Raw genomic sequence first — 13,195 nt, 5'->3', positions numbered from 1 at the left:
CTACGAGCCGGCCGGTGGGAGGCAGTCCTTGGCCGGGGGCTTTCCCTCGGGCCAGGCGACCTCGACGAACCGCTGGCTGCCGTCGCGGGCGAGTTCCACGATCGGGACCGCCTTGTTGTACGGGTTCCCGTGGTTGTCCAGGCAGATCCAGCCGCTCGCGCCCTCCACCTTCAGCGACCCCTTCACCTGCGGCCACTGGGTGACGACATCGCCGATCGCGGGCACCGGGGCGCCCTCCACCGTGGCCTCGCGGATCCCGTGCACGGCGGTGGCCATGGCGTCGTACGCGATGATCGCCTGCCCGTCCGTCAGCGAGGTCTCGCCGATCGGGCCCATGTCCCCTCCCGCCGCCCGTACCAGCAGATCGGTGAAGGTCCGGTACGCCGCCGGGGACCCGCCCGTCGCCGGGGCCTTCGGGCCGTTCCAGGCGTCGGGGTGTGCCAGCGAGGCGTACCGGACACCGACCTTCCGTGCCAGGGCCTTCTTGTCGAGCCGGGTGTCCGCGCCGAGGTAGGACCCCTCGTCGCCGGTGAGCACGGTGAACGCCCGGTCCTGGCAGCCGCGCCGGCCCAGGGCATTGACGAACTGCCGCAGCTGGGTGTGGCGTCCGGCGAAGAACACCGTGTCGGCGCGGGTGTCGCACAGCAGCAGGGTGATCTGCCGGAAGGTGTTGGCGGTGGCGCCCTCCTCGGTGGGGTCGGGCGGGGACGTGAAGAGCTGCGGCTCGTACGGCGCGTCCCGCAGCAGACCCGCGAAGGCCCGCCGCAGCGTGGACGTGTAGTGATCGCGCGGCCGGGTGTCCTGGACCAGTACCGCCTTCCTGGCGTCCACCTTGCCGAACTGGGCGATGGCGCGGGCCTCGTCGAGGTTGGTGGGGGAGACGCGTGCCAGGCCGGGGTAGGGGTCGCCGCCGGGCCCGTTGGCGATGTCGTCGGCGGTGATGGTGGTGCCGATCACCGGAATGCCGGCGCCGGTCAGCTCCTTGACGGCTGCCTTGGTCTCGGCGCTGCTGGTCGCGACGCCGGAGACGGCCCGCAGCCGCGCGGGGCCCTGCACCATGCCCTTGAGCATGCTCACCGTCGTACGCCAATGTGCGTTGCCCTTGCCGGTGTTGGCGAGCACCAGCCGGATTCCGGGCACCTGCTCGTTGGAGTCGTGATTGGCGGCGTACTGCTGCAGATAGGCGCCCTGCACCTCGTGCAGGATCTTGGTGCGCATCCCGCTGTCCGTGGAGGTGAGCGGCAGCATCACGGCCACCGTCGCGTACGTCCCGGCCTTCAGCCACCCGTTCTCCCGCGCGATGGCCGCGGCCACCTTGCTCAGCGCCTCGACCTCGAAGTCATAGCCGTCCCCCGAAACACCCACGCACTCCCCACCCTCCTCGGGCCGGGCGACGCCCTCGGCGCAGGACAGGTCGGGGTTGGCGATGCGGTAGCCGCCGTACCCCAGCCCCACCACCACCGCGAGCACCAGCAGCACCGTGAGCCCCTTGCGCAACGGCGTGAACCAGAAGAGTCCGCGTAACCAGTCCCTCATGACCCGCCTCCCGCGACCGTCAGGGGACGCCACTCGCGCACGGCCTGCGGCCAGGAGCGGGACGCCTGCCAGAGGACTTCGTTGCCTGAACTGTGCAGCTCCGACAGGAGCCCCAGCTCGTACCCCATCTTGTCGGTCACCTCGTCATCCGGAAGGGCCAACGGATCGCTGAGCTGCCACACGGCGAACAGCAGCCGCCGGATCCGGGCGTGCAGTACGGGGTCCCCGCCTCCCGCGGAACCCGTCCGCCCCAGCGCCACGGACCCCCGTACATCAGGGTCGTCGAAGTGCGGCGCGGACGCGATGAAGCGCAACTCGTCGAGCCAGACACGCGCATCGGATCCCGCGAACGTCTCCCGCAGATACGTCACCGCGCCCTCGGTCTCGCCGAGCGCCAGCTCATGGTGCAGCCGCTTCGGCCGGTCGCGGTCCCGGTAGAAGTCCCGGAGCGTCTCGTGCACGGCCCGCCACCGGGCGAAGTCGTCGTCCCCGTGCCGCAACCGGTGCAGCAGCAGCGTCCGCAGGAACACATCGCCCACCAACGCCCCGTCGCCCGAAGCCCAGTGCTCGTCGGCGAGCAGCGTCCGCACATCCCGTACGGCGGCCAGTCCCGTACGCCCGTCGTCGCCCGGCAGCCGGGACGCGGCCAGGGCCTCGGCGGACGGTACGTCGTGCGCGGGGGCGAGCACGGTGAGCCAGTCCAGCCGGGAGTCGGGCACCAACCGCCCGAGCAACTCCTCGGCCACCGCCCGCCCGTCGCGGTCCTCGCGCAAAGCGACCCGGGCGCCGAGCAGCGAGGCGGGGGTGAACCGGTCCGGGTGCTCGTCCTGCCCGGCGGCCCGGGCCAGCAGATCGACCCCCACGGGCCGCCCGCCCGTGAGCCGGTGCACACCCCGCGCCAGCCGCGGGCGGGTCAGCTGACGCGGATCGCTGCGGTCGAACACTCTGCGGACATGCTCCGCGTCGAGCGCCGTCAGCTCCACCGCCACGGCCCCCGATGCGACCTCGCGCCCCCGCTGCCACCCCAGCTCGTGCCGCACTTCCGGCAGGGTCCGGCGTGCGGCGTGACGCAGGGCGGGATGGTCGTACCCCCGCACAGCGGCGACCAGGACCACATGGTCGCGCTGTCCGTCCGCGCGATCCCGCAGCACGGGCTCGACGAGCCGCCGCCCGAGCGGCGCGTGCGCGTTGTCCAGCAGTACCACCGGCCGTCCGACGCGCCGCAGCCGTCCCATCCCCTGGTACGCGGCGTCCAGATCGGCCCGCAGCGCCCCCACCAGATGCCGCTCCGCCCGCACACGATGCTCGCTGCCCCGCCGGAAGTGCAGCGCCAGCAGCGTCAGCCCCCGCTTGGCCTGCCCGCCGGCCCCCGGGTATCCGCCGTACCACTCGGCACTGGCGCGCTGCCCCCGGTTGAACAGGTCGTTCAGCAGCGACTCGACGGTGGTCTCCACCACCACGTCGAGCCCAGGCACCCCCGAAGCCATCCCGGCGAACTTCGCCACGATTTTCGTCAGCCAGTTACGCGTCTGATTGCGCCACCGCGACCCGGGCTCCACCAGCAGCCCCAACCGCAGCCCCTGGGCCACGATGTTCTCGTCGTCGTGCGGCCGCCACCCCAGACTGGCCACAGCGAGCAACCCCGCGCCGAGCCGCGGGAAGGTAACTGCCCCCGCCCCGTGCACGGCGGGCGCAAGCTGCTCACCGAGCTCGGCGAGCGCCTCGGTGACGGGCGACTGGGACTCACCGAACTGCGCGCTTTCACAGTCGAGCAACGCGATCGGCGTGCGCTGCCGGTACCCCCGGTGCAGCTGCTTCAGTACGGCGGTCTTGCCCATCCCGCGCCCACCCACCAGCACCACCGCGGGCAGATCGTCCCGATGCTCGAAGGGCACCTTCTGGAATCCGTGGGCCGGCAGACCGACGAGCCGGGGCACGAGACCGTCCAGTATCGCCTCGCGGCCGAACAGCTCTCTGTCCACAGCACCCCCCGGCACTCCTGTCGCTACGTCAACTCAACCTTACGTTCCGTAAGTTGACGTGTGCACGGGTTTTCGAACAACGCGCCGGACAACCGGGCGTTGCCAGGAGGGGCGCGTCGGGGCGACGCCGGCGCCCGGGGAGACGAGCGCCGCCGGACATCTGGCGTTGCCGGGAGGGGACGCGGCGGGGTGCTCCCCGCAGGGCGTCGAGCGCAACCATCCCGCGGCATCGACGCCGGCGCCCGGGGAGACGAGCGCCGCCGGACAACTGGCGTTGCCGGGAGGGGACGCGGCGGGGTGCTCCCCGCAGGGCGTCGAACGCAACCACCCCGAACAACCCGACCTACCCGAACGTTCGACGCCCGAGGAGACGCCCCGGCGCGGCACCGACCCCAGCGCCCCGGCCAAGGACGCCGCCGCACGGCACGCCGCCGCACCGCACCGCACCTCACCCCTTGGGCGACCCGGAATCCTCCGGCCCGGACTCCTCCTCGCGCCGCTTGAGCTCTTCCTCCCGCCGCCGCAGATCCGCTTCCCGCTCCCGCAGCCCGGCCTCGTCCTTGATGGACTTCAGGAAATCCGGATTGTCGTCAGGCGCGACCCAAGAGCCCCCACGCCTGCGCCCCGACCCGGCCGAACCCGAACCCGCACCCGCTCCCGCTCCCGACACCCCACCGCCCGCGCCACGCGCCTTCCGCACCTTCCCCACCGCAAGCCACGCCACCGGCCCAATCAGCACTTCGCCGAACAGCAGCACGATGATCACCCACACCACCTTGGGCAGGTGGCGGACCTCGTCCTCCGGCGTGTTCAGGCAGTCGATGAAGGCGTAGATCCACAGCGCCAGAACCAGCAGGAACGGCAGATACCTGATCATGAAGAGGAGCCCCCAGAGCACGGACCGCGAGGGGCCGTGAACAGCCCCGGTGACGGGCCCAGGGTAGTGCGTACCGGATACTGGACCGCATGGCTTACGACGATCTTCGCTCCCTGCTCCGGGCGCTGGAGCGCGAGGGCGACCTCAAGCGCATCAAGGCCGAAGTCGATCCGTACCTGGAGGTCGGAGAGATCGTCGACCGGGTGAACAAGGCCGGTGGCCCCGCACTGCTCTTCGAGAACGTCAAGGGCTCGTCGATGCCCCTGGCGATGAACGTGTTCGGTACGGACCGCCGCCTCCTGAAGTCTCTCGGCCTGAAGTCGTACGACGACATCAGGGACAAGATCGGCGGCCTCCTCAAGCCCGAACTCCCGCAGGGCTTCGTCGGCGTACGCGAGGCCTTCGGCAAGCTCACCTCGATGGCGCACGTCCCGCCGAAGAAGATCAAGTCCGGCGCGGCGCCCGTCCAGGAGGTCGTCCTCACCGGCGAAGACGTGGACCTGGACAAGCTCCCGGCGCTCTTCACCTGGCCGGAGGACGGCGGCTCGTTCTTCAACCTGGGGCTGACGCACACCAAGGACCCGGAGACGGGCATCAGGAACCTCGGCCTGTACCGCCTCCAGCGCCATGACCGCCGCACCATCGGCATGCACTGGCAGATCCACAAGGACAGCCGCAACCACTACGCCGTCGCGGCCCGCCGCGGCGAGCGGCTCCCGGTGGCGATCGCCTTCGGCGCCCCACCGGCCGTGACGTACGCCTCCACCGCCCCGCTCCCCGGAGACATCGACGAGTACCTCTTCGCCGGTTTCCTGCAGGGCAGGCGCATCGAGATGGTCGACTGCAAAACCGTCCCGCTCCAGGTCCCGGCGCACGCCGAGGTGGTCCTCGAAGGCTGGCTGGAGCCGGGCAAGATGCTGCCCGAGGGGCCGTTCGGCGACCACACCGGTTTCTACACGCCCCAGGAGGACTTCCCGGCGCTGACGATCGACACGATCACGATGCGCGAGCGGCCCCTGCTCCAGTCGATCGTGGTCGGCCGCCCGCCGACGGAGGACGGTCCGCTGGGGAGGGCGACGGAGAGCTTCTTCCTTCCGCTCCTCAAGATCATCGTCCCGGACATCGTGGACTACCACCTGCCCGAGGCGGGCGGCTTCCACAACTGCGTCATCGTGGCGATCGACAAGAAGTACCCGAAGCACGCGCAGAAGGTGATGCACGCCATCTGGGGCGCGCACATGCTCTCGCTGGAGAAGCTGATCATCGTGGTCGACAAGGACTGCGACGTGCACAACTACCACGAGGTGGCCTGGCGGGCGCTCGGCAATGTCGACTACTCCCGCGACCTCACCGTGGTCGAGGGCCCGGTCGACCATCTCGACCACGCCTCGTACCAGCAGTTCTGGGGCGGCAAAGCCGGCATCGACGCGACGAAGAAGCTGCCCGAGGAGGGCTACACCCGGGACGGCGGCTGGCCGAACATGGTCGAGTCCGACCCGGGGACATCCGATCGGGTGACGCGCCGCTGGAAGGAATACGGACTGTGAGCGCCAGCGCGGCGACCTCCGTACCGCAACCCGGCAGGACCAGGGGCTTCCTGCGCCTGGTGATGATCGAGCACTCGGTCTTCGCGCTGCCCTTCGCCTACATCGCCGCGCTCACCGCGATGTTCCGGCTGGACGGGAACATCCACTGGGGCAAGCTGCTGCTGGTCACGATCGCCATGGTCGGCCTGCGTACGTTCGCGATGGCGTGCAACCGGATCATCGACCGCGAGCTGGACGCCCGCAACCCCCGCACCGCCGGCCGCGAGCTGGTCACCGGCGCGGTCTCGGTCAAGTCGGCCTGGGCGGGCGCCCTGATCGCCGTCGTGATCTTCCTCGGCGCTGCGGCGGCGCTGAACCCGCTGTGCCTGGCGCTGGCCCCGATCGCGGTGATCCCGATGGTGGTCTACCCGTACGGGAAGCGCTTCACGAACTTCCCGCACGCGATCCTCGGCTTCGCCCAGGCGATCGGCCCGGTCGGCGCGTGGCTCGCGATCACCGGCACGTGGTCGTGGGACGCGGTGATCCTCGGCCTGGCGGTCGGCATCTGGATCGGCGGCTTCGACCTGATCTTCGGCAGCCAGGACGTCCAGGCGGACCGCGCCGAGGGCGTGAAGTCCGTACCGGCACGCTTCGGCGTCCCGGCCGCGCTGTACGGCGCGCGGGGCTGCCACGCGGTGACGACCGTCCTCCTCGTCTGGTACGCGCTGGCCACCGGCGCGGGCGTGTTCTTCTGGACCGGTCTGGTGATCGTGACCGGGGCGTTCCTCTACGAGCACACGATCGTCAAGCCGCACGACCTGTCCCGCCTGAACCGGGCGTTCTTCTCGGTCAACGGCTTCATCGGCATCGCCTTGTTCGTCTGCGCGCTCCTGGACCTCCTGGTGCGCGGACTCACGATATGAACCGCACGCGGTACGAATCTCACACGAAGCTCACGACGTGAGCCGCACGGTATGAGCCCTCACCGCATGTAGGGCGGCGCGGCGGGCGCCGCGGGTATCACGGGCGTCCGCCGGCGGAAGGTGAACGCGGCGAGCACACCGCCGATGAGTCCGAAGAGGTGACCCTGCCAGCTGACGGCCGTGTCGGCCGGGAGCACGCCCCACAGGATCGAGCCGTAGACCGCGGCGACGACGAGGCCGATCACGACGTCGACCGCGTTGCGGTCGACGAACCCGCGGACCAGCAGGTAGCCGAAGAGGCCGAAGACGACGCCCGACGCGCCCGCCGTGTTGGAGTAGTCGGGGGCGGTCAGCCAGACGCCGAGGCCGCTGCCCAGCATGATCGTGAGGATGACGGCGCCGAACCGGCGTATCCCGCTGAAGGCGCCGAGAAAGCCGAGGATCAGCAGCGGGACGGTGTTGGAGGCGAGGTGGCCGAAGCCGTGGTGCATGAACGACATCGGCAGGACGTCCCGCAGCTCGTCGATGTCACGGGGGCTCAGCCCGTACGTGTCGAGGGCGCCCGTCGCCTGGTCCAGCGCCTCCAGGATCCACAGCAGGGCCACCCAGCCCAGCATCACCGCGGCGGCGGTCTTCGCCCGGTCTCCCCGGCTCTGCGGTGTGCTGTCCAGTGACATGGCGCCCCCTGACGCAAGTACGGCCGCGAGTAACGGCTCTGTTCGTGCAACGTCCGGGGCACCTGACTCCGTTCCGCCCCGAGCCGCCCGGATAGGCTCGGGCGCGTGGAGTCAGGACATGCACACAGTCAGCAGCCGTCGCCCCGGACGGCCCCCCAGCCCCAGCCGCGGCCGCGCGGGAGCCGGCCCCGGCGTCCCTGGGTCGTGGGCGTCTCCGGCGCGTCGGGAACGCCGTACGCCGCGGCCGTGCTGCGCGGGCTGCTGGACGCGGGCGAGAGCGTGGACCTGGTGGTCAGCCGGGCCTCGCGGCTGACGCTGCTCGACGAGACGGGCATCGCGTTCCGCGACGCGCACTGGCGGCAGGACCTGCGCAGCTGGCTCGCGCGCGGCGCGGACGGTAAGCCGGACACCTTCGTGCCCGACGTGAGCGACGTACGGTACTGGGCGGCGGGGGACCTGGCGGCCGGGCCGTCGTCGGGTTCGTACCCCGCCAAGGGGATGTTGATCGTTCCGGCGTCGACGGCGAGCGTGGCCGGCGTGGCGCTGGGCCTGTCGAAGGATCTGTTGCAGCGGGTGGCGAGCGTGACGCTCAAGGAGCGCCGGCCGCTCGTGGTCGCGGTGCGCGAGACGCCGCTGAGTGGTCAGACGCTGCGGCACATGGTGGCGCTGGACGAGGCGGGCGCCGTGGTGCTGCCCGCCTCTCCGGCGTTCTACGCGGGGGCGACGCACATCCAGGATCTGGTGGACTTCGTCGCCGGGCGGGTGCTGGACGCGGCGCGGGTGCCGCACAGCCTGTACCGCCGCTGGGAGGGAGAGCTGGGTGGCTCCCGCAGGGACGAGGGCTAGTGGCCGGGAGGGGCTAGCGCTTCTTCGCGTGCTTCGTGCGCAGGGTGCGGGTCTTGTCCACGCGGTGTGCGGCGGCGGGCTGGTGGGCACGCGAGCGGTTGGCCAGCTCCTGCAGCGAGCGCATGTGGGCGTAGGCCATCTCGATCGTGTACACGGTGAGGATCACTCCTGAAGGATCGTTTGTGAATTTTTGAAAGATTTGCAGGGAGTCGACCCTGCACGCCTTAGATTCTATACGTAAACTTGCGGTATCGCTGAACAATGGAAGGCTTCAGGCATATGGACGCCGTGGACAGGCAGCTCATCCAGGCCCTCAGGGAGAACGGCAGGGCCTCCTACGCCGAACTCGGCCGGCTCGTCGGGCTCTCCGGTCCGAGCGTGACCGATCGCATCAACCGTCTTGAGGCGGCCGGCGTGATCACCGGCTACCGCGCGACCGTCGACTCCAAGTCGCTCGGCCTCGGCGTCACCGCCCTGATCGGCATCTCGCTCTCCGACGCCGCCGACCACGAGGACGTCGCGCGCCGGCTGCGTGATCTCGCCGAGATCGAGGACTGCTGGTTCATCGCCGGCGACGACTCGTACATGCTCAAGGTCAGGGCGGGCGACGTGGACGATCTGGAGAAGACGATCCGCCGGCTGTCCGGAACCCGGGGCGTCTCGCGCACCCGTACCACGATCATCCTCTCCACGAAGTGGGAGAACCGGGTCGGGGATCTGCCCGAAGAAGGCTAGGCGTACCGTGGTCGGAGCCTGTTTTGCCTAGACATGTGGAGGCGGCCGTGGACGCGGGACTCAAGCGCGAGCTGGAGCAGAAGGTGCGGGCGGGTGAGCGGCTGACCCGCGAGGACGGCATCGCTCTGTACGCGTCCGACGACCTGGCCTGGCTGGGCGGGCTCGCCCACGAGGTGCGTACGCGCAAGAACGGCGACGTCGTCCACTTCAACGTCAACCGTCACCTCAACATGACGAACGTGTGCACCGCGTCGTGCGCGTACTGCTCGTTCCAGCGCAAGCCGGGCGAGAAGGACGCGTACACGATGCGCATCGAGGAAGCCGTCAAGCTCGCCAAGGCGATGGAGAACGACAACCTCACCGAGCTGCACATCGTCAACGGGCTCCACCCCAACCTGCCGTGGCGCTACTACCCGCGCTCCCTCAGCGAGCTCAAGAAGGCACTGCCGAACGTCTCGCTGAAGGCCTTCACGGCCACCGAGATCCATCACTTCGAGACGATCTCGGGCATGTCCGCATCGGACATCCTCGACGAGCTGATCGAGGCGGGTCTGGAGTCGCTGACAGGTGGCGGCGCGGAGATCTTCGACTGGGAGATCCGCCAGCACATCGTCGACCACCGCACCCACTGGGAGGACTGGTCGCGCATCCACCGCCTCGCGCACGAGAAGGGACTGAAGACCCCGTCGACGATGCTGTACGGGCACATCGAGGAGCCGCGCCACCGCGTGGACCACGTGCTGCGGCTGCGTGAGCTCCAGGACGAGACCGGCGGTTTCCAGGTCTTCATCCCGCTGCGCTACCAGCACGACTTCGAGGACATGAAGGACGGCAAGATCCGCAACCGTCTCCAGGCGCGGACGACGATGGCGAGCGGCGCCGACGTGCTGAAGACCTTCGCGGTCTCCCGGCTGCTCTTCGACAACGTTCCGCACGTCAAGGTCTTCTGGGTCATGCACGGCGTGCAGACCTCGCAGCTCGCGCTCCAGCACGGTGCGGACGACATGGACGGCTCGGTCGTCGAGTACAAGATCACGCACGACGCGGACAACTACGGCACGCCGAACAAGCTCGGCCGGGAGGACCTGCTGGAGCTGATCCGCGACGCGGGCTTCCGCCCGGTGGAGCGCAACACCCGGTACGAGATCATCCGCGAGTACCCGGGCCCGGACGCGGACCGCCGCGAGGCGCCGCAGGCGATGCGGATCTGACCCGCCCCTCATGTCTCTGACGTTCGAACTCGACCCGCCGGTCGACCGCACCCTGACCGACGGCATCGCCCTGCTGTGGACCGACGTGTCCAACGCCGGCGGCGCCGTCGGCTTCGTGCCGCCGGTGACGCCCGGCGACGTACGGCCGGAACTGCTCAAGCGCCTCGCGGCGATCGCCGAGGGGCGGATGCGGCTCCTGGTGGGCTACGACGCCGAGGGAGCGGTCGCCGCGACCGCGTTCCTCGCGTACAACTCGCACCGGCTGATGACCCACTGGCTCTGGCTCTACTCGGTGATGGTCCACCCCCGCCACCAGGGCAAGGGCTACGGGCGCGACCTGATGGCCGCGGCGGCCGACGGGGCGCGGGCCTCGGACGGCATCGAGGCGATACGGCTCACCTGCCGCGGCGGCACCGGCGCCGACCGCTTCTACGAACGCTGCGGCTACAAGGAGGTCGGCCGGGTGCCCGGCGCGATCCGGGTCGGCCCTGGCGACGACCGCGACGACGTCATCATGCTGCTGCCGCTTCACCTGCTTGCGATCAAGCCCTGACCAGGGCGGAAACCGTTGACTGCGGGGGCCGCGACGGCGTGTCGGACCCCTGTGCTTGACTGGTGGTGACCCTTTAGGTTGCCGCTGAGAAGAAGGTCCCCCTGTGAGCACCAAGCACGCGGCGCTTCGCTACACCGCGCGGCGCCTGAGTATTTTCGTCAGCTGCTTCTTCGCTGTCTGGGGCCTGGTCCACTTCGGCGTCCTCCCGGCGGGCCTCGGCAACTCGAATCTGCTCTGGGTGCTCATGCTCGCCATCGTCGTCTCCGCGCCGCTCAGCTTCGTCCTGCTGCGCAAGGACCGTGACGCGATGTCCGAGCGGATCGTCGAGCGCGTGGACCACGCGAAGACCCGGCTCGACTCGAACCGCAGCCAGGAGGACGGCCTGGTCCGATAAGGGCCGCGTAAGGTACGTCACACTTCACCCGCTCCCTCGCCACCCCGGCTCCCGACACCCGTCGCGGACTGGGGTGTTCGCGTATTCCCGGCGGTTCACGGCGGGATCGGACCCAAAGAAGACCTTTGATGTTCTCAAAGTACAAGTGTTAACGTGTTCTGCATGAAGACAGCAGCCGCGCACTCCACTGGCATGAGCGTCCCGCTCGTGGCGCGCCTGCACGTCGATCTCTGCCGCTGCATGTCCGCGGCCTGTCGCCGCCACATCTGACATCTGAAGCGACATCACGCAGCGGCGAAGCCCCCAGCTCTTGCACCACGCGCAGTAAGCGCAGTACGCGCAGCTCAAGGCCGCCGCACCCCCGTCCCGTATCCCCGTACGCCCGTACGCCATCAACGGAGTGTGTCCGTGTCCGCGAACTCCGCGACCGCGCCCGACAGTGCGCCCCAGAAGCAGAAGCCCCGCTTCCGGATATCCGACAAGTTCCCGTTCTGGGCCCAGATCATCGCGGGCCTCGTGCTGGGTGTCCTGCTCGGCTGGCTCGCCCGCAGCCAGGACATCAGCTGGCTCAAGGCCACCCTTGAGCAGGTCGGCGACATCTTCATCCAGCTGCTGAAGCTGGCCGTCGCACCGCTCGTCTTCTTCGCGATCCTGGTCTCGATCACCAACCTGCGCAAGGTCAACAACGCCGCCAGGCTCGCCTCCCGCACCCTGCTCTGGTTCATGATCACGTCGCTGATCGCGGTCGCCATCGGCCTCGCCATCGGCCTGCTCACCAACCCGGGCGCGGGCACCGGCCTCACCCCGAAGGACGGCAAGAAGCCCGAGGGCTCCGGCACCTGGATCGACTTCCTGACCGGCATCGTGCCGACCGACGTCATCACGCCGTTCACCGAGCTGAACGTGCTCCAGATCGTCTTCATGGCCGCCGTCGCCGGTATCGCCGCGCTCCAGCTCGGTGAGAAGGCCGAGCCGATCCTCAAGCTCAGCAACTCCGTTCTGGAACTGCTCCAGAAGGCCCTGTGGTGGGTCATCCGCCTCGCCCCGATCGGCACCGTCGGCCTCATCGGCTTCGCCATCGCCGACTACGGCTGGGACCTGATCAGCAAGTACGCGACGTTCACCGCGGACGTCTACATCGGCTGCGCCCTGGTGCTGTTCGGCGTCTACCCGCTGCTGCTCGCCACGGTCGCCAAGGTCAACCCCGTCCAGTTCTTCAAGGGCGCCTGGCCGGCCATCCAGCTCGCCTTCGTCTCCCGCTCCTCCGTCGGCACCATGCCGGTCACCCAGCGGGTCACCGAGCGCCTCGGTGTGCCGAAGGAGTACGCGTCCTTCGCCGTGCCGTTCGGCGCCACGACCAAGATGGACGGCTGCGCCGCGATCTACCCGGCGCTCGCCGCGATCTTCATCGCGCAGATCTTCGACGTACAGCTGGGCATCCAGGACTACCTGCTGATCGCCTTCGTGTCGGTCGTCGGCTCGGCGGCCACCGCCGGCCTGACGGGCGCGACGGTCATGCTGACGCTGACCCTGTCCACCCTCGGTCTCCCGCTGGAGGGCGTCGGCCTGCTGCTGGCGATCGACCCGATCCTGGACATGATGCGCACGGCTACGAACGTCGCGGGCCAGGCGCTCATCCCGGTGATCGTCGCCTCCCGCGAGAAGATCCTCGACCACGACGCGTACAACTCGGCCTCGGCTTCCCCGATCGACGAGTACGACGCCCCCGAGGCGCGTGTCGAGCAGAAGGACGCGATTCCGGTCGCCGCGTAACCGTCAACCGTGTCCGTGAATCCGTGAATCCGTGAACCTGTCTCGTCGAAGTGCCCCCGAACGCTATGCGTCCGGGGGCACTTGCCGTCGTGGTCGTGGCGGGCATCGTAGGCTTACTTGCCGGTAAGCGCTCGGTGGCGCGCGATGGCGCTGGGTGGAGGG

At 69.6% G+C, this 13,195-nt stretch carries 13 protein-coding genes; 8 read left to right on the top strand and 5 right to left on the bottom strand.

Features of this window, described 5'->3' with window-relative positions; translation table 11 throughout:
* The 3 genes from ACU6WZ_RS11515 to ACU6WZ_RS11505 all read right to left on the bottom strand — a co-directional run bounded on the left by ACU6WZ_RS11515 (position 1) and on the right by ACU6WZ_RS11505 (position 4,395).
* Positions 1-1,536 carry a hypothetical protein gene (locus ACU6WZ_RS11515; RefSeq protein ID WP_447033115.1) on the bottom strand — a complete coding sequence of 512 codons (1,536 nt, stop codon included), beginning with the start codon at positions 1,534-1,536 and terminating at the stop codon, positions 1-3.
* Positions 1,533-3,518, bottom strand: a complete 1,986-nt coding sequence (locus tag ACU6WZ_RS11510) for a hypothetical protein (protein ID WP_447033113.1) — start codon at positions 3,516-3,518, stop codon at positions 1,533-1,535. The genes ACU6WZ_RS11515 and ACU6WZ_RS11510 overlap by 4 nt, the downstream gene beginning before the upstream one ends.
* A 448-nt stretch (positions 3,519-3,966) precedes the next feature.
* Positions 3,967-4,395, bottom strand: coding sequence for a PLD nuclease N-terminal domain-containing protein (locus tag ACU6WZ_RS11505; RefSeq protein ID WP_447033112.1), 429 nt, complete (start codon positions 4,393-4,395; stop codon positions 3,967-3,969).
* 89 nt (positions 4,396-4,484) lie between these two features.
* Between ACU6WZ_RS11505 and ACU6WZ_RS11500 the strand changes: the two genes are divergently transcribed.
* Positions 4,485-5,942: a menaquinone biosynthesis decarboxylase gene (locus ACU6WZ_RS11500; RefSeq protein ID WP_447033111.1), complete on the top strand. Its 1,458-nt coding sequence runs from the start codon at positions 4,485-4,487 to the stop codon at positions 5,940-5,942.
* Entirely contained in the window at positions 5,939-6,844 is a 906-nt protein-coding gene (mqnP, locus tag ACU6WZ_RS11495) for a menaquinone biosynthesis prenyltransferase MqnP (RefSeq protein ID WP_447033109.1), read from the top strand. The genes ACU6WZ_RS11500 and mqnP overlap by 4 nt, the downstream gene beginning before the upstream one ends.
* 59 nt (positions 6,845-6,903) lie before the next feature.
* On the opposite strand, the gene ACU6WZ_RS11490 is transcribed toward mqnP, so the two are convergent.
* Complete coding sequence (locus tag ACU6WZ_RS11490) at positions 6,904-7,521, bottom strand: rhomboid family intramembrane serine protease (protein ID WP_447033107.1); 618 nt, start codon at positions 7,519-7,521, stop codon at positions 6,904-6,906.
* A 204-nt stretch (positions 7,522-7,725) separates the two neighbouring features.
* Here ACU6WZ_RS11490 and ACU6WZ_RS11485 point away from each other — a divergent pair, with 204 nt between their 5' ends.
* Complete coding sequence (locus ACU6WZ_RS11485) at positions 7,726-8,367, top strand: UbiX family flavin prenyltransferase (protein WP_447033106.1); 642 nt, start codon at positions 7,726-7,728, stop codon at positions 8,365-8,367.
* A gap of 13 nt (positions 8,368-8,380) precedes the next feature.
* On the opposite strand, the gene ACU6WZ_RS11480 is transcribed toward ACU6WZ_RS11485, so the two are convergent.
* Positions 8,381-8,533 carry a hypothetical protein gene (locus ACU6WZ_RS11480; protein WP_447033104.1) on the bottom strand — a complete coding sequence of 51 codons (153 nt, stop codon included), beginning with the start codon at positions 8,531-8,533 and terminating at the stop codon, positions 8,381-8,383.
* A gap of 113 nt (positions 8,534-8,646) precedes the next feature.
* Between ACU6WZ_RS11480 and ACU6WZ_RS11475 the strand changes: the two genes are divergently transcribed.
* From ACU6WZ_RS11475 to ACU6WZ_RS11455, 5 genes are all read left to right on the top strand, one after another.
* Positions 8,647-9,102 carry an Lrp/AsnC family transcriptional regulator gene (locus ACU6WZ_RS11475; RefSeq protein WP_447033102.1) on the top strand — a complete coding sequence of 152 codons (456 nt, stop codon included), beginning with the start codon at positions 8,647-8,649 and terminating at the stop codon, positions 9,100-9,102.
* Between the two features lie 47 nt (positions 9,103-9,149).
* Entirely contained in the window at positions 9,150-10,313 is a 1,164-nt protein-coding gene (gene mqnE / locus ACU6WZ_RS11470) for an aminofutalosine synthase MqnE (protein WP_447033101.1), read from the top strand.
* 10 nt (positions 10,314-10,323) lie between these two features.
* Positions 10,324-10,866, top strand: a complete 543-nt coding sequence (locus ACU6WZ_RS11465) for a GNAT family N-acetyltransferase (RefSeq protein ID WP_447033100.1) — start codon at positions 10,324-10,326, stop codon at positions 10,864-10,866.
* Between the two features lie 103 nt (positions 10,867-10,969).
* Positions 10,970-11,260 carry a DUF4229 domain-containing protein gene (locus ACU6WZ_RS11460; RefSeq protein WP_447033099.1) on the top strand — a complete coding sequence of 97 codons (291 nt, stop codon included), beginning with the start codon at positions 10,970-10,972 and terminating at the stop codon, positions 11,258-11,260.
* Between the two features lie 408 nt (positions 11,261-11,668).
* Positions 11,669-13,033 carry a dicarboxylate/amino acid:cation symporter gene (locus ACU6WZ_RS11455; protein WP_447033097.1) on the top strand — a complete coding sequence of 455 codons (1,365 nt, stop codon included), beginning with the start codon at positions 11,669-11,671 and terminating at the stop codon, positions 13,031-13,033.
* Positions 13,034-13,195 lie beyond the last annotated feature (162 nt).

It is taken from the genome of Streptomyces hypolithicus (assembly GCF_052934925.1).
The sequence above is the reverse complement of the archived record's forward strand: the minus strand, read 5'-3'. Positions and strand labels throughout refer to the sequence as shown.